General features: G+C 39.7%; 19 protein-coding genes. All 19 read left to right on the forward strand.

Annotated elements, in window-relative coordinates:
- The first annotated feature begins 12 nt into the window (after window positions 1–12).
- The 19 genes from PTZ19_RS07690 (at window position 13) to PTZ19_RS07780 (ending at window position 20,051) form a co-directional block, all read left to right on the forward strand.
- On the forward strand, window positions 13–2,382 hold the full coding sequence (locus PTZ19_RS07690) for an O-antigen ligase family protein (protein ID WP_276353545.1): 2,370 nt from the start codon (window positions 13–15) through the stop codon (window positions 2,380–2,382).
- Window positions 2,383–2,444: 62 nt separating this feature from the next.
- Window positions 2,445–3,530 carry a DegT/DnrJ/EryC1/StrS family aminotransferase gene (locus tag PTZ19_RS07695; protein ID WP_422614984.1) on the forward strand — a complete coding sequence of 362 codons (1,086 nt, stop codon included), beginning with the start codon at window positions 2,445–2,447 and terminating at the stop codon, window positions 3,528–3,530.
- Window positions 3,527–4,222, forward strand: a complete 696-nt coding sequence (locus PTZ19_RS07700; RefSeq protein ID WP_276353547.1) for a sugar transferase — start codon at window positions 3,527–3,529, stop codon at window positions 4,220–4,222. Before PTZ19_RS07695 ends, PTZ19_RS07700 begins: the two co-directional genes overlap by 4 nt.
- A gap of 33 nt (window positions 4,223–4,255) precedes the next feature.
- Window positions 4,256–5,125, forward strand: a complete 870-nt coding sequence (locus tag PTZ19_RS07705; protein WP_276353548.1) for a glycosyltransferase — start codon at window positions 4,256–4,258, stop codon at window positions 5,123–5,125.
- Window positions 5,118–5,570 carry an FAD synthase family protein gene (locus tag PTZ19_RS07710; protein ID WP_276353549.1) on the forward strand — a complete coding sequence of 151 codons (453 nt, stop codon included), beginning with the start codon at window positions 5,118–5,120 and terminating at the stop codon, window positions 5,568–5,570. The genes PTZ19_RS07705 and PTZ19_RS07710 overlap by 8 nt, the downstream gene beginning before the upstream one ends.
- On the forward strand, window positions 5,557–6,390 hold the full coding sequence (locus tag PTZ19_RS07715; protein ID WP_276353550.1) for a hypothetical protein: 834 nt from the start codon (window positions 5,557–5,559) through the stop codon (window positions 6,388–6,390). The genes PTZ19_RS07710 and PTZ19_RS07715 overlap by 14 nt, the downstream gene beginning before the upstream one ends.
- Window positions 6,391–6,430: 40 nt before the next feature.
- A complete protein-coding gene (locus PTZ19_RS07720; protein WP_276353551.1) occupies window positions 6,431–7,267 on the forward strand; it encodes a LicD family protein in 837 nt (278 codons plus the stop codon).
- 15 nt (window positions 7,268–7,282) lie between these two features.
- On the forward strand, window positions 7,283–8,128 hold the full coding sequence (locus PTZ19_RS07725; RefSeq protein ID WP_276353552.1) for a glycosyltransferase family A protein: 846 nt from the start codon (window positions 7,283–7,285) through the stop codon (window positions 8,126–8,128).
- Complete coding sequence (locus PTZ19_RS07730; protein WP_276353553.1) at window positions 8,125–9,186, forward strand: EpsG family protein; 1,062 nt, start codon at window positions 8,125–8,127, stop codon at window positions 9,184–9,186. The genes PTZ19_RS07725 and PTZ19_RS07730 overlap by 4 nt, the downstream gene beginning before the upstream one ends.
- Before the next feature lie 25 nt (window positions 9,187–9,211).
- Window positions 9,212–10,159 (forward strand): glycosyltransferase, encoded by a 948-nt coding sequence (locus PTZ19_RS07735; RefSeq protein ID WP_276353554.1) that lies wholly within the window; start codon window positions 9,212–9,214, stop codon window positions 10,157–10,159.
- A gap of 25 nt (window positions 10,160–10,184) precedes the next feature.
- The gene (locus tag PTZ19_RS07740) at window positions 10,185–11,690 is read left to right on the forward strand and encodes an oligosaccharide flippase family protein (protein WP_276353555.1); all 1,506 of its coding nucleotides are present in this window, start codon (window positions 10,185–10,187) and stop codon (window positions 11,688–11,690) included.
- 31 nt (window positions 11,691–11,721) lie between these two features.
- On the forward strand, window positions 11,722–12,384 hold the full coding sequence (locus tag PTZ19_RS07745; RefSeq protein WP_276353556.1) for an FkbM family methyltransferase: 663 nt from the start codon (window positions 11,722–11,724) through the stop codon (window positions 12,382–12,384).
- A 26-nt stretch (window positions 12,385–12,410) separates the two neighbouring features.
- Complete coding sequence (locus PTZ19_RS07750) at window positions 12,411–13,442, forward strand: glycosyltransferase family 10 domain-containing protein (RefSeq protein WP_276353557.1); 1,032 nt, start codon at window positions 12,411–12,413, stop codon at window positions 13,440–13,442.
- A 10-nt stretch (window positions 13,443–13,452) separates the two neighbouring features.
- Window positions 13,453–14,295 carry an alpha-1,2-fucosyltransferase gene (locus tag PTZ19_RS07755; RefSeq protein ID WP_276353558.1) on the forward strand — a complete coding sequence of 281 codons (843 nt, stop codon included), beginning with the start codon at window positions 13,453–13,455 and terminating at the stop codon, window positions 14,293–14,295.
- Between the two features lie 18 nt (window positions 14,296–14,313).
- Window positions 14,314–15,396, forward strand: a complete 1,083-nt coding sequence (gmd, locus tag PTZ19_RS07760) for a GDP-mannose 4,6-dehydratase (RefSeq protein ID WP_276353559.1) — start codon at window positions 14,314–14,316, stop codon at window positions 15,394–15,396.
- Window positions 15,397–15,412: 16 nt separating this feature from the next.
- Complete coding sequence (locus PTZ19_RS07765) at window positions 15,413–16,582, forward strand: DegT/DnrJ/EryC1/StrS family aminotransferase (protein ID WP_276353560.1); 1,170 nt, start codon at window positions 15,413–15,415, stop codon at window positions 16,580–16,582.
- Window positions 16,578–17,507, forward strand: coding sequence for a GDP-L-fucose synthase family protein (locus PTZ19_RS07770; protein WP_276353703.1), 930 nt, complete (start codon window positions 16,578–16,580; stop codon window positions 17,505–17,507). The genes PTZ19_RS07765 and PTZ19_RS07770 overlap by 5 nt, the downstream gene beginning before the upstream one ends.
- Window positions 17,497–18,576 (forward strand): glycosyltransferase, encoded by a 1,080-nt coding sequence (locus PTZ19_RS07775; RefSeq protein ID WP_276353562.1) that lies wholly within the window; start codon window positions 17,497–17,499, stop codon window positions 18,574–18,576. The genes PTZ19_RS07770 and PTZ19_RS07775 overlap by 11 nt, the downstream gene beginning before the upstream one ends.
- Window positions 18,577–18,665: 89 nt before the next feature.
- Entirely contained in the window at window positions 18,666–20,051 is a 1,386-nt protein-coding gene (locus PTZ19_RS07780) for a sugar phosphate nucleotidyltransferase (RefSeq protein WP_276353563.1), read from the forward strand.
- Window positions 20,052–20,111 lie beyond the last annotated feature (60 nt).

Here is a 20,111-nt window from a genome sequence, read left to right on the forward strand (position 1 = left end):
AGGGGTTTCATTATGGGCAAAGCGGTAGCGAAGAATGTCCCTGATTATAAATCAGCAGTGTATTGGCTAGTTTTGTCTTTTGCGATCTTGTTTTTGTTTATTGCTCCTTTTTATCGAGCGCTTTTCAATGGAGGTCAATATTCGTTCGAACGTCCAATTTATATAGCTATTTCATGTTCAACTCTTGCGTTGTTCATGATCGCAATCTATCTGCACTCCCATTGGAAGTTGGAAGGTCGGCGAGACTTACGGGACCTTGTTGTCTGGTTCGTTCCGCTCAGTTATGTCATTCCGTCCTTCAATGCAGTTTCAAGGCATTTAGCTGTTAATGAAATTGGCATCCATATTTTATATGCTGCATTTTTTCTTATCGGAGCTTATTTTGCAAAGAATAAATGGGGCAGTGCTGTATTAAGATATGGGTTACTAGTGTCGGGCTATATGCTAGTCATCCATGGATGGTTGAATTGGCTGGGCAACGTCCATTATAAAGATGCTACGTTTGGTAACCGCATGTCAGGCGTGTTCCAATATCCGAATACATTTGCCGCATACATGATCGGGATTATGATCGTCAACTTGATTGTAATGGGTGCTGCCAAAAAATGGTATATTTATATACCTATTGCCTTGATGATAGCTCCGACGGCCATCTCCATCCTCTTAAGTTTATCCCGTGGCGCGCTTATCATTTTGCCAATTGCTATACTCGTTTATATGCTCTTTGTACCATGGAAAAAACAGTTGGTCATCTTATTGCAATTGGCGATCGTATGGGGTGGTGCGCTCGTTGCATATTCAACTTTCACTAAAATAAGAGCTCAAATCCTTACTAAATACACCCTATCGACTTCGCTTAAAGGTTGGGTCATCCTGAGCGCGATATCGATTTCCGTTGCTATTGTTTTATACCTGATCCAAAGATTTATCGCGAACCCATTCTATAAGGGGATTTCCAGCCAAAAAGCTTTCCAAAGGTCCAATCTAATGATACCTGCAATAATTGTAGCGATTACGGTAATTGGATCTTTCTTGTTGCTTAGCAGCAATCTACTGATCGATAAGCTGCCAAACGGATTAAAGCAGAGAATCGAAAGTATAAGTTTGCAAAATGGCAGTATTGCTTCCAGAGCTGTATTTTATAAGGATTCTTTTCGGATCGTGAAGGATTACCCGGTCTTCGGCGCTGGAGGTGGTGCATGGCCGACTCTATATGAAAAGTACAAGAGTTATCCATACACAAGCAATCAGACGCATAACATCATCTCTCAGGTTTTGGTAGATACTGGGATATTTGGGTTTCTTATTTTCGTGTTTCTTATCCTTTTCTGCTGGTACCGCTTCCTACGCTCAACAATATCCGACTGGAACGAACTGCGGCTAGTTTTTCCTATTTTCTCTGCGGTCATTTTATTGCATAGCACCATCGATTTTGATATGACCTTCGTTTATTTGTCCGCTATCGTCTTTATGTGTCTGGGTACCATGGTCGCGTTGCCGGAATCCAACCCTTCTCAAACGGCTTTACGTATAATTCCGGTATTGAAAAAGGCGTACCCGTCTTTCGTTGCGGTCCTGGCTTTTGTTATTTTCATTAATGCCGTTATTGCGGTCAGGGCGAATAACTTGTTTGCAGAGGCAAATGAAGCTGCGGTAACAACCCATAATTACAATGATATACAAAGGCCATTGAATAGCGCAATAAAACTGCAGCCTTACCAGTCCGATTATAGGCTTTACAAGACGAGTTTGCTTATTAACCTTTTTAAGCAAACCAAACAAGAGATATTCGCGAATGAGGCTGAAACATTGCTGCAGAAGCTGGGGAAAGCAGAGCCGTATAACCGCCAAATCTTGAATTCTATGTATGTATTACTTGTGGAAAGAGGCCAGTACGACCGTGCCTTGGAAAGCATAAAAACATCGCTGGATCAGTTCCCTTGGGATGTACAATTATATGAAAATGCGATCGCACTCTGCTTCGATTTAGGGGAAAAAGCGAGGACTAGAGGCGATGATATTCAAAAAAAGGAGTATTATAACCAGGCGTTTTCCTTCTTGAATCGGTTCCAGGGCAAGCAAGAAGAATTTAATGCTTTGTCGCCAGGGCAAAGAAGCGGCTACACGTTTAACATGACGCTTACAATGGCGTTGCGTATAGGGCAAATCTATTATTTACTGGGTCAATATGACCAGGCTGCGACGATGGTGAAAGGCTACTTGACCGATAAGTTCGAAGATGAGATGAACCGGGCAGTCGTAAGATGGTACTTAGCTTCATTGTTGAAGCAGAACAAGAATGATACGGAATATTACGAAGCCTTAATCAAGGCTTATCCGGAAGAAAAGGGAAAAATTGAAGCGATCCTAATGATTTCTTAATTAACTTTATGGAGAGTAGATGATTTAACGTGGATAAAAAAATCTATCTTTCCTCACCGCATATGAGTGACGAAGGATACGAAATGCAATACGTCCAAGAGGCCTTCGATACGAACTGGATTGCACCACTCGGACATAATGTAAACATGTTCGAGAAAGAACTAGCGGACAAGGTCGGGGCAAGAGCGGCAGCGGCATTGTCTTCCGGAACGGCTGCCATCCATTTAGCCCTTAAAGCCGCCGGCGTAGGGGAAGGAGATATCGTATTCTGCCCCTCGCTTACATTTTCAGCAACCGCAAATCCGATTATTTATCAAAATGCAACTCCGGTATTTATCGATAGTGACGAGAAAACATGGAACATGTGTCCTGATGCATTGGAAAAAGCTTTTGATAAATATCCGAATGTCAAGGCCGTTATCGTCGTTCACCTGTATGGGTTGTCGGCGGATATGGATCCGATCGTGGAGCAATGCAAAAGGCGGGATGTGGCAATAATCGAAGATGCGGCAGAGTCCCTGGGAACTTACTACAAAGGGAAACACACCGGGACGATCGGGGATTATGGCGTTTTTTCATTCAATGGAAACAAAATCATTACAACGTCTGGTGGTGGGATGCTTGTTTCCCATAATGAAGAGAAAATTGCCAAGGTAAGGTTCTGGGCTACGCAGTCCCGAGATCCTGCAAGACACTATCAGCATAGTGAACTCGGATACAATTACCGGATGAGCAACGTGCTGGCCGGAATCGGCAGGGGCCAGCTTAAGATTCTAGACCAAAGAGTGCAGAAAAAGAAATACATTTTTGAACGCTATAAGCGCGAATTGGAAGGGATAGAGGGAATTGAGTTCATGCCTGATCATAGTTGGAACGAACCCAATTATTGGTTGAGTTCCATCCTGTTGAAAGGCAAGGTAAGACCAATAGAGATAATGGAGGCACTAGAGCATGAGAACATAGAATCCAGGCCGCTATGGAAGCCGATGCACCTACAACCCTATTTCCGGGAGTGCGATTTTATAGGCATTGGAGCAGCGGAGGACCTGTATCATAATGGAGTATGTTTGCCTTCGGATACGAAAATGACGGACGACGATTTAAGTCAGGTGATCACCATAATCAAGAGGTTGTGTTCACGGGGATGAGGAACCGCAAGGGAAACATGTATATAAGCCTCTTCAAAAGGCCGCTCGACATCACGCTTGCTCTGGCAGCTATGCTTGTTTTAAGCCCTGTATTCCTCGTCGTTGCGTTACTAGTGAGAGTGAAATTAGGAAGTCCGGTATTGTTCAAACAGAGGAGGCCGGGACTCCACGAGAAGATATTCACCATGTATAAATTCAGAACCATGTCGGACAAGCGAGATTCGAACGGACAGCTCTTGCCGGACAGCCTGCGATTGACGCGGTTCGGGAAGATTCTTCGCTCTACCTCCTTGGATGAGTTACCTGAGTTATACAACATCCTGAAAGGCGACATGTCGATCGTCGGGCCGCGACCTCAATTGGTTCGGGACATCGTTTTTATGACACCCGAACAGAGGAAGAGGCATTCTGTGATTCCGGGTTTGACCGGATGGGCACAAATCAACGGCCGTAACGACGTAACTTGGGAGGAGAAGCTGTCTCTAGACCTTGAGTACATTGAGAACGTTACATTCCGTGGAGACTTGAAGATTATATGGCTGACGATCATAAAGGTATTGAGGAAAGAAGGAGTTAGCGCAAAAGGGATGGATACGGCTGAAGATTACGGCGATTACCTATTGCGTCATCAAAAAATTAGCATGGGCGAGTATGCTTCCAAGATGGAACAAAGCAAACAATTGCTTCAATGATCGAAATTTCCGATGATTGCAGAGGTATCATTTATGGGCAGCGTTGCGAACATTCCGTTTTCGGTATCCATGTGCGTTTATAAGAAGGATCATCCTGAGCATTTCAAACAAGCCTTGGAAAGCGTGATGAATCAGACACGAAAGCCTGACGAAATTATTCTCGTAGTGGACGGTCCGATTTCGAATTCATTAGATGATGTCATCAAACGATTCGAAACGGAAAGTTCCCTGAAAGTGATTAGGCTGCCCCACAATGTAGGGCATGGTAATGCACGGAGAATTGGTTTGGATAACTGCACGTATGAACTCGTCGCACTCATGGATGCAGATGATATATGCTTGCCGGATCGGTTCGAGAAGCAGATTCGGTGCTTCGAACAACATGACCAAATAAGCATAGTTGGCGGGCAGATCCTGGAATTCATTGATAATGAAAGTAACATCGTAGGCATGAGAGAAGTACCTCTTCATGATGATGAAATAAAGCGATATTTAAAAAAACGCTGCCCCTTTAATCAGATGACCGTTATGTTTAAATTGTCGGAAGTTCAGAGGGCGGGAGGATACCGGGATTGGTACCAGAATGAGGACTACTATCTCTGGATCCGGATGTATCAGGGCGGAGCCGAGTTTATGAATTTGGAGGATCCGCTTGTCCTAGTACGTGTCGGCAGGGAAATGTACGACAGGCGCGGCGGCTGGAAGTACTTCCAAAGCGAAGCGCTTCTTCAGAAATTGATGCTGAATCAAGGGATAATCGGTATTCGTACGTTTGCGGTCAATCTGGGTGTCCGATTTATTCTGCAGGTTTTGCTGCCGAATAAATTAAGAGGTTATGTGTTTAAAAGATTCGCTAGAAAAAAGGTTTTCCATCACAACTCAGGGAGTGTTTTGCATGGATAAGAAGTATAAAGTAGGGTATACCGCTGGCGTTTTCGATTTATTTCATTATGGTCATTTGAATTTGATTAAGCGTGCCAAGGAACGTTGCGATTATTTAATTGTGGCCGTCAGCACAGATGAACTGGTGAAGGAATACAAGAATACTGTACCTGTGATCCCCTATGAGGAACGAAAAGCAATCGTCGAATCCATACGGTACGTCGATCAAGTTGTCCCTCAGATCAATCGGGATAAAATCGCAGCTTATGAAAATTACCACTTTGACGTGATGTTCGTAGGCGATGATTGGCAGGGCAGCGAAGTTTTCGAGAAGGTCGATTCCTACATGCGGGCTCGCGGCGGTTGCGTGGAATATTTGCCTTATACACAGAATGTATCTTCCACGACACTCAGAGGAGTCTTGAATAAGATTTATAGTGGGGAAGAAGAGAATGTTCGTCTATAGCCAATGGGAAAACTTTTGCAAGAGATTGGACCAAATCGGACGGAATAGCATAACGGCAACCGATGCGCTCAAACGTAAAGATGGCCGGCCATTTCTCATCCTGAAGCACGATATTGAGACGAATCCTACTAAAGCTTTAAAGCTGGCCCAAATTGAAAGTAAATATTCCCATAGAGGCTCCTATTATGTACAAGCCTATTTATTAAATAAACGAAAGCATATTCGAATTTTGAAAAAAGTACATGACTTGGGACATGAAGTATCCTACCACCATGATGTTATGGACAGCAATAAGGGACATATCGACAAAGCTGCCGTAGAATTTCGAAAGTACGTAAGCAAGTTCGAAGAACATGGTTTTACGATCGAAACCGTATGCCAACATGGAAACCCTGTGATGGAGAGAAAAGGGTATTTTTCGAACCGGGATTTTTTTCGGAATACCCAGGTCGCTGAAACCTTCAATGATATTACGGAAATCATGGTGAATTTCAAGAGCAGGCTAGGCAGGGATTACATGTATATCTCCGATGCGGGCTACGGGTGGAAATGGATTCACGACCCGGAGAACAACGATAGGGAAGACACTTCCCATCTGGATCAGCGCTTTGAAAATTTAGAAGAAATTCTTCGCATGATTCAGGCTCAAGAGGCCGTCATCGTGAGTACGCATCCACATAGATGGTACAGCCATTTCGTGTTAGCGAAGACAAAGGAGATCTCGTTCAGAGGTATCAAATCCGTTGCCAGGATCGTTCTTAAGCTGCCATTTATGAAAAAACTGTTGGCAAGATTCTATTATTTGGCTAAGAAGATTTAGACATGACCGATAAACAAGATCGGATTAAAGGAATGAGATGATGAATCAACAATCGGTTAAAGACGTTCAAAATAAAATATTGGAAATCATGTTGTTTATTGATGAAGTCTGTCGAGAACATGGTATCGTCTATTATATTATGGGTGGAACTGCGTTGGGTTCTGTGCGACATGGAGGGTTTATCCCATGGGATGACGATCTCGACATCTTCATGACCCCGTCGAATTATCGAAAGTTCAGGGAGATATTTAATCGCCTCCAGAACGACAAGTACGTATTGCAAGAATGGAAAATCGTCGATGAATACTTGGAATACGCGAAAGTTCGGATGAATGGTACGACATTCATCGAGGAAGTATACAAAGATCGAACTGATATGCATCATGGAATCTACGTAGACATCATGATCCTTCACAAATGCCCGAATAACCGCGCAATTCAGAAGCTTACCTATTACGCTTCCAAATACGTGACGCTCGTAGCCTTGTCCCAAAGGAATTGGCAACCGAAGACGTCCATGCAGCGCTTCATGTTAAATGTGGTGAAATTGTTGCCTAACCGATGGTTATCCACCCATTGTTATAAACTGATATATAAATATGAGGGTTTAGAGGAAGGCTTCGTTTATAATTATTTCATTACGAAAGCTAGATTCACGCAGGGGATATTCAGTCCCGATCTGTTTGCGGATCCGGTGGAGGCAGTGTTCGAGCATACCGTACTTATGGGTCCGTCCAACATGAAAAAGTATTTGGAGTTGAGGTACGGGGATTATATGAAGCTGCCTTCGGCTGAGCAGCAGAAGGCAGCGGTTCATGCGGAAATTTATGCTACCGATGTAGGATATGAGGAGTACTTCAAGGGACCTGAGAAATAGGGGAGCAATTTCGATATGAGCCGTCTTGAAGTGTTGTGCGCAACGATGCACCAAACCGACTTTTCGAAGATCGAAGAGATGAACATCCAGAGTGACGTGGTCTTCGCCAATCAACATGACGGGCATTCCTATAATGAATACCGATTCGGTCAATTTATCGCAAGAATGATCACGACGGATCAACGCGGAGTCGGTAAAAACCGCAACGCGGCCCTATTATACGCCAAAGGTGATATTTGCCTATTTGCGGACGATGACGTTCGATATATCAATGGGTATCAAGATCTCATTTTGGCCGCATTCCAAGAGGTTCCTGATGCGGACGTGCTGATCTTTAACCTCGATTCCGGTGAGGTTAGAACACAAAAGAAAAACCACACGATTAAGCGAATAAGAATATGGAATGCATTAAAATACGGTGCCGTCAGGATCGCGGTCAAGCTGGATTCCGTGCAAAAACGGAACATTTGGTTTACGACACTGTTTGGCGGCGGCTGCAAATATCCCAGCGGTGAAGATAGTTTATGGCTCATTGAGGCCGCACGTAAAGGGCTAAAAATATATGCCCACCCGCTCGTGATCGGAACGATCAGCATGCAAGACTCAACGTGGTTTAAAGGATACGACGAAGAATACTTTTTTGGCAGGGGTGCATGGGCACAGGCTGCGATGCCTAAGACGAAGTATGCCATGTTTTTCTATTATATTCTAAGACTTCGCCGATTATCGAATCTGTCTTTCCAGACAATGATACGAATGATGTGTGCCGGTGCTAAATGTTTTCGGGAAGGCGTAAGCTTCGGAGAATGGTACGGCAAAAGTTCGGCTAAAGAGGTAAATAATCAGGGAGAGCATTCATGATACCCTATCTCATATTCGGTACGCTGCTGATTATCGTAATGCTCATGCCGAAAATCATCTCGACTAAGTTTAATTATTTTACAGCATTTGTATTGCTTTTTTTATTCGCCGCGCTCAGGGGGAACGGAAGCGGGGATTATTTTACCTATCTGAGATACGCGGAATTGATTACGTCCATAAAGGAAGTTCTGAATTTTTCCTTTCCGATGGAAATCGGATTTCGAGTACTCGCTTATCTTAATAACCTTGCGGGTTTCCATCCACAAGTGGTTATTGCTGCGATGAATCTTATCAGTTTAACTTGCATTTATAAGTTCGTCGATAAATATTCTCCGGACAAGATGCTGTCCATCTTATGTTTTCTGCCGCTCTATTTCCAGTTTGATATGCATGCGGCCAGAACAGCGGTGGCGGTCGGAATCAGCACGATCGGGTTGAAGTACCTGTTCGAAAATCGCCTTGTAAAGTATACCGGAATTGTATTTTTAGCCGGATGCTTTCATACAGCGGCATGGATCCTGCTACCTTTCTATTTTATAAGGAATTTGTATCTCAATCGCTATCTCCGGCTGGGGTCGATTTTAATGCTCGCTTTATTTTCGGCGGTTTTTTCGATTAATGATCTTATCCTAAAGTTCTTGCAAGTACTTCCATTTTCTTATTTTTACGTTAAATTCTCAAGTTACATGCATTCCTCGGTTTTCGGTTATCCCTTTCCGATCTATGATCCACGTTTAATATTACTGCTGGGTATCAATGTTGCAGTGTTTTTCTTCTTTCGGAAAGGCGACCGGCTTGAAAATATATTTGCCAATCTGATATGGCTCAATGCAGTTTTAATGTTTGTATTAAGGGAAAACACTTTTTTCGTTACTCGACTCACGGCGTTCTTTAATATTTACACACTCGTCGTCATTCCTCTCCTTTTAGCAAGATATAAATTACCTGGAAGAAAAATGGAATATGCCTTTATAAAATTATCCACCGTCTATGTCTACTTGCTCTTTACGGCAGGAATTGTCGCGAGAGGAGTGGAGTATAAGTTTTTCTCAATTTAATCATTTACTGGTGGAGGCAGAACGAGTGAACGTATCTATATCCGTTATCATGAGCGTATATAACGAGAAAGCGGAGTGGGTCCAAGACAGTATCCTATCCATTTTGAATCAAACGTATCGCCATCTTGAGTTTATCATTGTGTTGGATAACCCCATGAATCATGAACTTCAGCAGTTGTTACTCCATTACGAGAAAAGCGACGACAGAGTCCAAGTTTTGGTTAACCATGAAAACATGGGTTTAGTGAAAAGCCTGAATTTCGCACTGAAGCATTGTTCGGGGGAGTATGTTGCACGGATGGATGCAGACGATGTTTCGGTTAAGGACCGGCTGGCTTTGCAAAAGGAATATTTGGAGCAGAATGGGCTCGATTTTCTGTTCTCCGCGGTCACGATTATCGATGAAGAGTCTACAATTCAATATGATACCAATAAGAATGAATATAATAGTGTCCAAACAAAGAAATTGCTGGAGATTGGTAACATATCTAAACATCCCACATGGTTCGGGAAGAGAGAAGTTTATGAGGAGTTGAAAGGATACCGAGATGTGCATTACTGCGAGGATTATGATTTTATCCTCAGATGTCTATATAAAGGGTACCGGATTGGGAAAATGGGTGAAGCTCTGGTTCGCTACAGGATCAGAAAAAGCAGTATATCCCGCAGTAACAGCCTGGAACAATTCCTGAATTCTAGAGGCCTGTTGAGATTATATCGAAAACAGCTGTTATTGGATGAAGCAAGCGTACGCAACCTCATGAAGAGTTCGAAAGACAGGGCTTCAGATGTAGAAAAAGAAAAGTTTGACCTTGCACAAAAAAAGTTTAGTGGAGCAACAATTCTAATAAAGCAGAAAAGTAAATTAAAAGGTATATTCATATTAATAAACAGTTTATTTCTCAGTAAGTATTTCCGAAGTAAAATGACTGATATGATGAAATATAAATTCCAAGAGAGTTTTGTGAAATAAGCGGATTTTGGAAGAGGTACAAGTTATGGAGAAAAAGAATGTAATCTCTGAAATACTGAGAAATATTAAAAGCAATTATCTAAGAATGATTATACTAGGTATTCTGACTTTTTTATCCTCCGTTATCTTTGCGAGAGTTTTAGGGCCGGACACTTATGGTATTTATACTTATCTGACTTGGTTAATCAGCACGATTGCCATCCTCTTCGGTTTGGGATTGCCAGGCACGATAACAAAGTTTTTACCGATGTATTATTTTAACGAACAATATGATCAGAGTAAAAAATTTTTAAAAAACCTTTTATTTATCCAGTCGACGAGTATTTTGGTCGTAAGCTGCACCATGATTCTAACCATTCCATTATGGCAGGGTTTGATTAATAATACTTCTTCAGAAAATCTTCATTTGTTGCTTCTCTTGGCTGCTATTAACATTGTTCCTACTACGATCTTGTCGTTGTTCATAAGTTCAGTGCAAGCTCTGCAAAGGTTTGATCTATATTCAAAAGTCGCGATTCAAGCAAATGTAGTTGGATTTCTTATTAACCTATTAATTGTTTTCTTGATTCCCAAGGTGGAATATTTATTAATCGCTTCCCTCTTGGTAACCATATACCAAGTGTTGACGTATTCGACTGTTTTGAAAAAGAGTATTCCGCTGCATAAGAATACCGTTTTAGAATCGAACGCTGATCATGAACATATAGACGGACCAATAAATGGGAAAAGAATTTTTAACTATTCCAAATATATGTATATGAATGTCGTTTGGCAACAAATCGTCTTTGCGCGTTCTGAATATTTCTTTTTAGGCATCTACTCGACTCCAAAGGAAATTGCCATGTATGGAATTGCCTATAGCTTAGTATCTATGTCCGGCATGGTATTTACCCCGATCATGAACGTTTTAAATAATTTCTTTTCTGGATTAGTGGCTAGAAAAGATTTCGAGTTATTAGAAACGATTGTGGTGAACTTGACAAAATACTTTATCATTCTATTGATGTTTATTTTAACATGTGCAGCCGCTATTTCAGAGAAATTAATAATCTTCGTATACTCTAACGAATATAGCAGTGTTTATATAAGCTTTTTCATCATGTTTTCTGGGTTTGTCATTCTACAAGGAATAAGTGTCGCTGGAAGCATCCCCTTCCTGTATGAGAAGCAAAAATTCATTGTGAACATAGGGTTAGTTGCTGGTGTAATTAATATTATCCAGGATCTTGTTTTGATTCCAATGTTGGGTTCAATAGGTGCAGCGATTGCTAATGCAACAACGCAAGTCATCTGTTCAGTTATCGGATTCATCTATACTATTAAAATCACACGTTTTCGGTTTAATTTAGCTCGACTAATTCCTTGTATATTATTGAGCACTATTTTTTGTTCATTGATTCTGCTAGTGAGAAGCCCTATCATTAAGTTGACACTTTTGGTTTTATATATTGCCTCCTACTTCGCTATAATTCTCTTCACTAAGATATTAAAAATGGATGAAATGAAAAAGCTGCTAGCAACCGTTCGCTGACTCTATAGATCAAAAGGTGGTAACAGAGAAAATGTCCAAGTCCATGTTAAAGACTGTATTTAATAGAGTCCAATCGAGATACTTTCCGACACCTCAACAGAAAAGAGTCCGTCCATGGTTTAACGACAAAGGGGATGAGACTCTCCGTTTAAATTATGATCTCCATCAAAATTCAGTAGTTTTTGATTTGGGTGGTTATAAAGGTCAATGGACCAGTGATATTTATGCAAAATATAATTGTAAAGTTTTTGTGTTTGAACCGGTTTTAGAGTATTTTGAAAAAATAAAACAAAGATTTGATAAGAATCAAAATATTAATGTTTTTCCTTTCGGGTTATCTAATTCAACAACTCAAGTAACAATCGGATTATCTAATGATGGTTCGTCGGTATTCAAGGAAGGACCAAACACTTCACAAATTCGGCTGATTGAAGCGAAATCGTTTTTGGAAGAAAACAAGATCGATTTTATTGATTTAATGAAGATTAACATAGAAGGCGCAGAGTATGATTTGTTAGACCATCTGATAGAAATCGAGTATATAAAAAACATTAGGAACATTCAAGTCCAGTTCCATGATTTCGTACCAGAAGCCGAAAAACGAATGAGAAAAATTCAAAGGATATTAAGTAAGTCGCATACCGTGACATACCAATATGAATTTGTCTGGGAAAACTGGGCACTAAAGGGATGATTAAAACGAAGCGGGGTTATGAGTGAATGAAGACAATTGCCCTTTATCCCTGGAGCAATCGATATCTAAACAATAAAATTTTTGAAAGTAACTATTTATACAACTTATTTGCGGAAGAAAATGTTTATGACGAATCTAATCCGTTTCGTCTATTAAAACGCGATTTGGAGACATATGGGTATAATCTTGTGACTATTGATAAAATTGATAACTTAGACGATGCGGAATATATCCTTTTCTTTGACATGCCGCCGAATGATAATCAATTTTTCCAACAGTGTTTAGCTATGAATCTTTTTGAAAAAATGATTTTGTTTCTATGGGAACCCAAAGTGGTAAAGCCAGAAAATTATGCTGTAAACTCCCATATGTACTTTAAGAGGATTTTTACATGGAATGATGAGTTGGTCGATCGAAAGAAATACTATAAGTTTAACTTTCCGGAACCTAGTCGTATTCACAACCCCTACAAAAAAAACTTCCAACAAAAAAAGTTTTGCACCTTAATCGCTGGGAACAAACGTTCTCTAATAGAGAACGAATTATACTCGGAAAGAATTCAAGCTATAAAATATTTCGAAAAGAACGCTCCTTCAGAATTTGAATATTACGGTCGTGGTTGGTACGGTCCAAAGAATATACTAAAATATGCCCAGTTTATTCCATTTATTAAGAAAAAATGCTATAAAGGTGAAGCGGCGAATAAACTAAAAACACTTTCTGAGTATAAGTTCTGCATCTGTTATGAGAATCAGAAAAACGTGAAAGGTTACATTACAGAAAAAATTTTTGATTGCTTTTTTGCTGGGACCATTCCAGTATATTTAGGAGCTGATAATGTATCGGATTATATCCCAGAAGGATGTTATATTGATCGAAGAAATTTCGCAAACAATAAAGAATTACACTATTACTTAACTACTATCAACGAAGAGGAATATAATCGGTACTTATCGAATATACAATCATATTTGCTTAGTGAACCGTTCTTCCAGTTTACGGATAGGGCCTTTGCAGAAAACATTATAAGAATTCTTGTAAAACAAGGTGATCAATAGGAGTTTTACGATGATTATTGTAAAAGTTCTTGGCGGATTGGGAAATCAGATGTTTCAGTATGCATTTTATAGATCGCTGAAAGAACGAAATTACGTTGCAAAGATCGATGTTCAGTCCTTCAACAACTATAAGTTGCATAATGGGTTTGAGTTGAATAATATTTTTCGGAATATTGAAGCGGAATATGCCAGTAAGAAGGATGTAAATAGGCTTGCAGGCAATCCCATTAGAAGAAGAATATTTGGGTTTAAAAGAACGTATTATCGTGAAACCACTCTAAGGTTTAATAGTGATATTCAGCACTCCGATGTTGACAACACATACTTCCAGGGCTATTGGCAAAGTGAAAAATACTTTTCGAATATTGAGAGCATAATTCGACGCGAATTTGAATTCCCCCCTTTTGACGAGGTGGAAAATATTCGGTTGGAGCCATTAATAAGACTGCAGAATTCGGTTAGCATTCATGTACGAAGAGGCGATTACGTCAATCACCCTTTGTACTCTAATATTTGCACTGAGCAATATTATTCCCGCGCTATAGAATATATAATGAATCATGTAAATACTCCATACTTTTACGTGTTTTCCGATGATATTGTCTGGTGTCGAAAAAATCTTGATTTATCGACTCAAGTTGAATATATAGATTGGAATAATGGACAAAGAAGTTATAGAGACATGCAGCTTATGAGTTTTTGTAAACATCATATAATCGCCAATAGTACATTCAGTTGGTGGGGAGCATGGTTAAATCCTAACCCTGATAAAATTGTCATAGCACCGAAAAGGTTTATGAACGGCGAAAACGACGCAATTGACTTAGTTCCAGATAGATGGTTGCGTCTATAAATACTAGGAGGATGTATTATGAATAAGGTAGCGCTAATTACAGGTATAACCGGACAAGACGGTTCGTTTTTGGCCGAATTTTTGTTAGAGAAAGGTTATGAAGTTCACGGAATTATTAGAAGAAGTTCTTCGTTTAATACTGGAAGGATCGAGCATTTATATATAGATGAATTAATAAAAGATATGCATATTAAGAGTAAAGTCATATTGCACTATGGAGATATGACCGATTCGACAAATCTGATCAGATTAATTAGGGAAATTAAACCTGATGAAATCTATAACCTGGCTGCAATGTCCCATGTAAAGGTATCCTTCGAAGTTCCGGAATACACGGCAGATGCAGACGGAATTGGAACTTTACGCTTGCTTGAAGCCGTAAGATTCTTGGGGTTTGAGAATAGAACCAAAATTTATCAAGCATCTACCTCTGAGTTGTTTGGGAAAGTACTGGAGGTTCCGCAAAAGGAGACCACCCCTTTTTATCCTAGGAGCCCTTACGGTGTAGCAAAGCTATATGCTTATTGGATTACAAAAAATTATCGAGAGGCTTATAATATGTTCGCCGTGAACGGTATTTTATTTAATCATGAGTCAGAGAGACGCGGTGAAACATTTGTAACCAGAAAAATAACATTAGCCGCGGCTAGAATCCAAAAGGGAACACAAGAAAAGTTGTACCTTGGCAATCTTGACGCAAGACGGGATTGGGGCTATGCAAAAGATTACGTAGAATGCATGTGGCTGATGTTACAGCATGAAACTCCCGAAGATTTTGTTATCGCAACAGGTGAAATGCACACGGTCAGAGAATTTACGACATTAGCTTTTGGGGAAGCTGGAATCGAATTAGAATGGCAAGGTTCTGGAATTAATGAGAGAGGTATCGATAAGAAAACAGGCAAAATATTGATTGAAGTAGATCCTAAGTATTTTAGGCCTACAGAAGTAGAACAACTTTTAGGTGACCCAACCAAGGCGAAATCTTTATTAGGATGGAACCCAACGAAAACGAGTTTTGCGGATTTGGTTAAAATCATGGTTAGAAGCGATATAAAACTGGTAGAACGGGAAGTTAGAATACGAAAAGAATTCGATTAAGAAGGGGAGATCATAGGTGATCGAGTATAAACTATCTGACGATACATGGTCTAGTGAAGAAATTGAAGCAATAAATCGAGTGATAAAGTCAAACCGGTACAGTATGGGGCAAGAAGTAGCGGACTATGAAAAACAATTTGCCCAAAAAGTTGGAAGCAAATATGCGGTTATGTCAAACTCCGGGTCTTCAGCAAATTTGCTTGCGATTGCTGCCTTGGTCTACTCCGGCAAACTTTCTCCGGGGGATGAAGTGCTTGTTCCGGCGGTTTCTTGGAGTACAACGTATTTTCCTGTAGCCCAATATAACTTAAAATTAAGATTCGTTGACATTGATAGAACTACGTATAACATTGATGTTTCAAAAATAGAAGATGCAGTAACGAAAAATACAAGAGCTATATTCGCAGTAAATCTGTTAGGTAACCCTTGCGAGTATGAAAAGATTTTGGAGATCTGCGAGAAACATAACTTATTTTTAATCGAAGATAACTGTGAAGCCTTGGGAGGCGTGTACAGGGGCAAACAATTAGGTACGATCGGACTTTTGGGGACATATTCCACCTTCTACTCTCACCATTTATGTACCATGGAAGGTGGAGTTACTGTTACCGATGATGAAGAACTATATCACTATTTATTAAGCATCAGAGCACATGGGTGGACGAGAAACCTGCCATCGGACAGTAAAATATATAAGAAAAACGAAGATGAGTTTTATGAAAGCTTTAACTTTATTATTCCAGGATACAATCTGCGACCAATTGAGTTGGAGGGTGCGATCGGAAAAGAACAATTAAAAAAGTTCGATGCAATCATCGAACAAAGAAGGCAAAATGCTAATTACTTTTTGGAAAGAATCAAGGAAGTTAACCATATAACACCACAAAAGGAAACCGAGCAGTCTTCATGGTTTGGTTTTGGCATGGTTTTGGATTCTTGTGACGTAAATCTTCGTAAAAATGTCGTGAAGGCCTTGAAAGATAACCATATTGAAGTAAGACCCATTGTGGCCGGTAACTTCACGAAAAACATTGCAGTAAAATATCTCGATTATTCAATATATGGGGACCTAGAAAATGCAGATATCATTCACGAGAATGGTTTTTTTGTAGGCAATCATAGTAAAAGTAATAAGAAAGAAATTGATTCTCTAATCGAAGTATTAAAAGGAGTATTACATGATTGAAAAATCTTCAAAGATTTATATAGCTGGTCGAAATGGGATGGTTGGATCTTCTATTGAGAAAGAGTTTCGCAGAAGAGGTTACGAAAATATTATTGGATTAAGCTCCAAAGTATTGGATTTAAGAGACCAGGCAGCCGTGGAACGGTATTTTCGCCATGAAAAACCGGATTATGTGATTCTATCGGCTGCAAAAGTAGGTGGGATCGCAGCTAATATTAGTCGACCTGCTGAATTCTTATATGACAATTTAGCCATACAAAACAATGTAATACATTTTTCATATCAATATAACGTTAAAAAGTTACTCTTTTTGGCGTCATCCTGTGTATATCCGAGATTATCACCTCAGCCTATGAAAGAAGACTACTTACTTGAGGGGAAATTGGAACCGACGAACGAAGGATATGCAATTGCTAAGATTGCAGGTTTAAAATTGTGCCAGATGTATAATCAACAATATGGCACGGATTTCATAAGTGTTATGCCATGTAATTTGTATGGTTACGGGGATAATTTCGATCCTCAAAATTCTCATGTGGTAGCTGGGTTGATAAGAAAATTCCACGAAGCAAAACAGCAAAATCGAGATTTTATTGAGGTCTGGGGCACGGGGAACGCTCGAAGGGAACTGATGTTCAACGAAGACTTGGCTGACGCGTGCGTTTTTCTATTCGAGTCTTATTCCGGGAATGACTTCTTTAATGTTGGAACAGGTAAAGATGTATCTATTAGGGAACTCTCGGGTTTGGTGAAGAAAGTGGTCGGATATGAAGGTGAGATCAGATTTGACATTACGAAACCAGATGGCATGCCACAGAAATTGATGGATGTAACTCGCCTAAAAGAAGCTGGTTGGGAATACAAGACCGAACTTGAAGACGGCATTAAAAAAACATATGAATGGTTCCTAACTCATGTTAAATAGTACTGAGGATGCCAATATTGCATTTTATATTTCTGATCATGGATTTGGTCATATAAATAGATGTTTGGCGATAATTGAAGAACTTCTAGCTAGATTTAGTTTTAATATTTATATTGCATCTGGTGAACAACAGATCGCTTATGCAAGAATTTATTTAGCTCAGTATTCACAACGAATAGTATTTAAAAGTTTAAAAAGCGATGTTGGATTAACAAATAAAAAAGATAGTTTGCAGATCGATATATTTCGTCTGGAAGTTAAGGCTCGTCAATTTATTGATTCAATGGACGAACTTGTGAAGCAAGAAGTTGAATCATTACTAAGACTTCGACCGCGTTATATTATTTGCGATATTTCCCCGATCGGTCCGTTTGTAGCATCTAGTTTAGAAATTAAATGCATTGGGATTTCAAATTTTACTTGGGTAGAACAGTATAAGTATTTAAATATAAGTAGGGATATAATCAACTTTTTCGAAAACGCCTATTCTAAAGTTGACGTATTCATCAAGTATCAATTGGCATTGCCATTTCCCACCGCAAATATGACTATTCACGATGTAGATCTAATATCAAGAAAATTGGATACACAAATAATAGAAGAATACAAGCAGCGTTTTGGTCAAAGTATATTTATTACATGCGGAAAATCGGCTAGATTAAACATACGGCTCAAGAATTACGATAATTGCGTCTTCACCACGAATCGTATGAACATAACCACCGATGGAAGGTTGATTCAATTACCGTCATGGGTTACCGACACACAGAACTATATAGGTGCTTGTGAACTCGTAATCTCAAAAGCAGGTTGGGGTACAATCGCGGAAACTCTGATCGCTCACAAGAAGTTGGTGCTAATCGAAAGGCCCGGTGTTTTCGAGGATACGTATTTAATCGAGAACTTGCGAAAGAATAAATTGGCCGTATCAATTCGAGAAGAAGAATTAGCTGAATTAAATATATTAGAGCTGATGGAAAGAGCTAATGACTATATTGACGACGTTAAATTAATGGAATTTAAAAATGATACTTCCAATGTTGTGGAGTATCTTTCATTATATGCTTAAACACCTATTGATGCGTAGAAGTAGGTATAATAATCCTACTTCTCTTGTTTTGTTGGGGTCTAAGTTTTGTTACCGTGGAGGACAGCCAAATGGAACTGATATTGTTGTCTGGAGGATCGGGAAAACGCCTTTGGCCATTATCAAATGACTCTAGATCTAAACAGTTTCTAAAAGTGTTAAATAACAATGAGATTTTGGAGTCTATGGTTCAACGAGTCTGGGGTCAGTTGCAAAAAGTTCAATTACACCAATCAACGGTTATTGCAACCAGTAAGTCACAGGCGGATATTATTCATAGTCAATTAGGAGATCATGTTCCATTAATTATCGAGCCTGAGCGGCGAGATACTTTTCCTGCTATTGCGTTAGCCTCCACCTTTCTTTTTTCAATAAAAGGCGTTCGTCTAGATGATGTGATAGTGGTACTGCCCGTCGATCCCTATGTTGGAATTGAATATTTCGAAAAAATTAAGCGTCTAGAAAGCATTGTAAAAGAAACGGATGCAGAACTAGTTTTAATGGGCGTCAAACCTACCTATCCATCGGAAAAGTACGGATATATCGTTCCACAGGCAACGTTAAATCAACAACAGGATTGTCTGCATGTCAGCCATTTTAAAGAGAAGCCAACGGAAAGTGAAGCACAGGAATTAATCAATCAAGACGCTTTATGGAATTGCGGAGTATTTGCTTTTAGACTTGAATTTATGATCTCTCTATTAAAAAACAAGGGTTTCCCAACTCACTATGAAGAATTGCAAGAACAATATAATCAATTGGATAAGACAAGCTTTGACTATGCGGTCGTAGAAAAAGCAAAAAAAATAAATGTACTTTCCTACACAGGGGACTGGAAAGATCTTGGTACATGGAATACCCTCACGGAAGAAATGGGCATAAAACAAATTGGTAAGGGTATTATTAGCGAGGATTCGACGAATACTCACTTAATTAATGAGTTAGATATTCCGGTAACCGTAGTGGGTATTAAAGATGCGGTGGTAGCCGCTAGCCCAGATGGCATACTTGTAACAGACAAAGCTTCGAGTCCTAGGCTTAAAGATGTGCTTAACGGTTTTAGCCAGCGTCCAATGTTTGAAGAACGTCGCTGGGGATGGTATAAAGTTCTCGATTACACGAAATATGATGAACACGAAGTACTAACCAAAAGAATTTGTATCTTGGAAGGGAAAAATTTAAGTTATCAAAAACATAATGCTCGAAAAGAGATATGGACCATAATTAAAGGCAGTGGATTATTTGCTTTTAATGGTGAAATCCATTCAGTTCAGTCGGGTGATGTGCTGGAAATTCCACTTGGGTCCATACACGGTATAAAAGCATCTACTGATTTGGAAATTATTGAAGTCCAAAGTGGATCACAGCTTGTTGAGGAGGATATAGAACGAATATTTACCTCTTGGGATGATGTTGAACAGCACTGCAAAATATTTAGGCCGAGGACAGGCTGCTAAACTCTATATCTTATTCCAAAATCCTTTCGCAACTTTCCCTTCTCCCTTAGCGTCAAACAA

It is taken from the genome of Cohnella caldifontis (genome assembly GCF_029360585.1).
Taxonomy (GTDB): domain Bacteria; phylum Bacillota; class Bacilli; order Paenibacillales; family Paenibacillaceae; genus Cohnella; species Cohnella caldifontis.

What these genes read in the sequence shown, in the direction of transcription:
- PTZ19_RS07690 (WP_276353545.1), top strand. Translation starts at nt 13, where the DNA reads ATGGGCAAAGCGGTAGCGAAGAATGTCCCTGATTATAAATCAGCAGTG.
- PTZ19_RS07695 (WP_422614984.1), top strand. Translation starts at nt 2,445, where the DNA reads ATGAGTGACGAAGGATACGAAATGCAATACGTCCAAGAGGCCTTCGAT.
- PTZ19_RS07700 (WP_276353547.1), top strand. Translation starts at nt 3,527, where the DNA reads ATGAGGAACCGCAAGGGAAACATGTATATAAGCCTCTTCAAAAGGCCG.
- PTZ19_RS07705 (WP_276353548.1), top strand. Translation starts at nt 4,256, where the DNA reads ATGGGCAGCGTTGCGAACATTCCGTTTTCGGTATCCATGTGCGTTTAT.
- PTZ19_RS07710 (WP_276353549.1), top strand. Translation starts at nt 5,118, where the DNA reads ATGGATAAGAAGTATAAAGTAGGGTATACCGCTGGCGTTTTCGATTTA.
- PTZ19_RS07715 (WP_276353550.1), top strand. Translation starts at nt 5,557, where the DNA reads ATGTTCGTCTATAGCCAATGGGAAAACTTTTGCAAGAGATTGGACCAA.
- PTZ19_RS07720 (WP_276353551.1), top strand. Translation starts at nt 6,431, where the DNA reads ATGAATCAACAATCGGTTAAAGACGTTCAAAATAAAATATTGGAAATC.
- PTZ19_RS07725 (WP_276353552.1), top strand. Translation starts at nt 7,283, where the DNA reads ATGAGCCGTCTTGAAGTGTTGTGCGCAACGATGCACCAAACCGACTTT.
- PTZ19_RS07730 (WP_276353553.1), top strand. Translation starts at nt 8,125, where the DNA reads ATGATACCCTATCTCATATTCGGTACGCTGCTGATTATCGTAATGCTC.
- PTZ19_RS07740 (WP_276353555.1), top strand. Translation starts at nt 10,185, where the DNA reads ATGGAGAAAAAGAATGTAATCTCTGAAATACTGAGAAATATTAAAAGC.
- PTZ19_RS07745 (WP_276353556.1), top strand. Translation starts at nt 11,722, where the DNA reads ATGTCCAAGTCCATGTTAAAGACTGTATTTAATAGAGTCCAATCGAGA.
- PTZ19_RS07750 (WP_276353557.1), top strand. Translation starts at nt 12,411, where the DNA reads ATGAAGACAATTGCCCTTTATCCCTGGAGCAATCGATATCTAAACAAT.
- PTZ19_RS07755 (WP_276353558.1), top strand. Translation starts at nt 13,453, where the DNA reads ATGATTATTGTAAAAGTTCTTGGCGGATTGGGAAATCAGATGTTTCAG.
- gmd (WP_276353559.1), top strand. Translation starts at nt 14,314, where the DNA reads ATGAATAAGGTAGCGCTAATTACAGGTATAACCGGACAAGACGGTTCG.
- PTZ19_RS07775 (WP_276353562.1), top strand. Translation starts at nt 17,497, where the DNA reads ATGTTAAATAGTACTGAGGATGCCAATATTGCATTTTATATTTCTGAT.
- PTZ19_RS07780 (WP_276353563.1), top strand. Translation starts at nt 18,666, where the DNA reads ATGGAACTGATATTGTTGTCTGGAGGATCGGGAAAACGCCTTTGGCCA.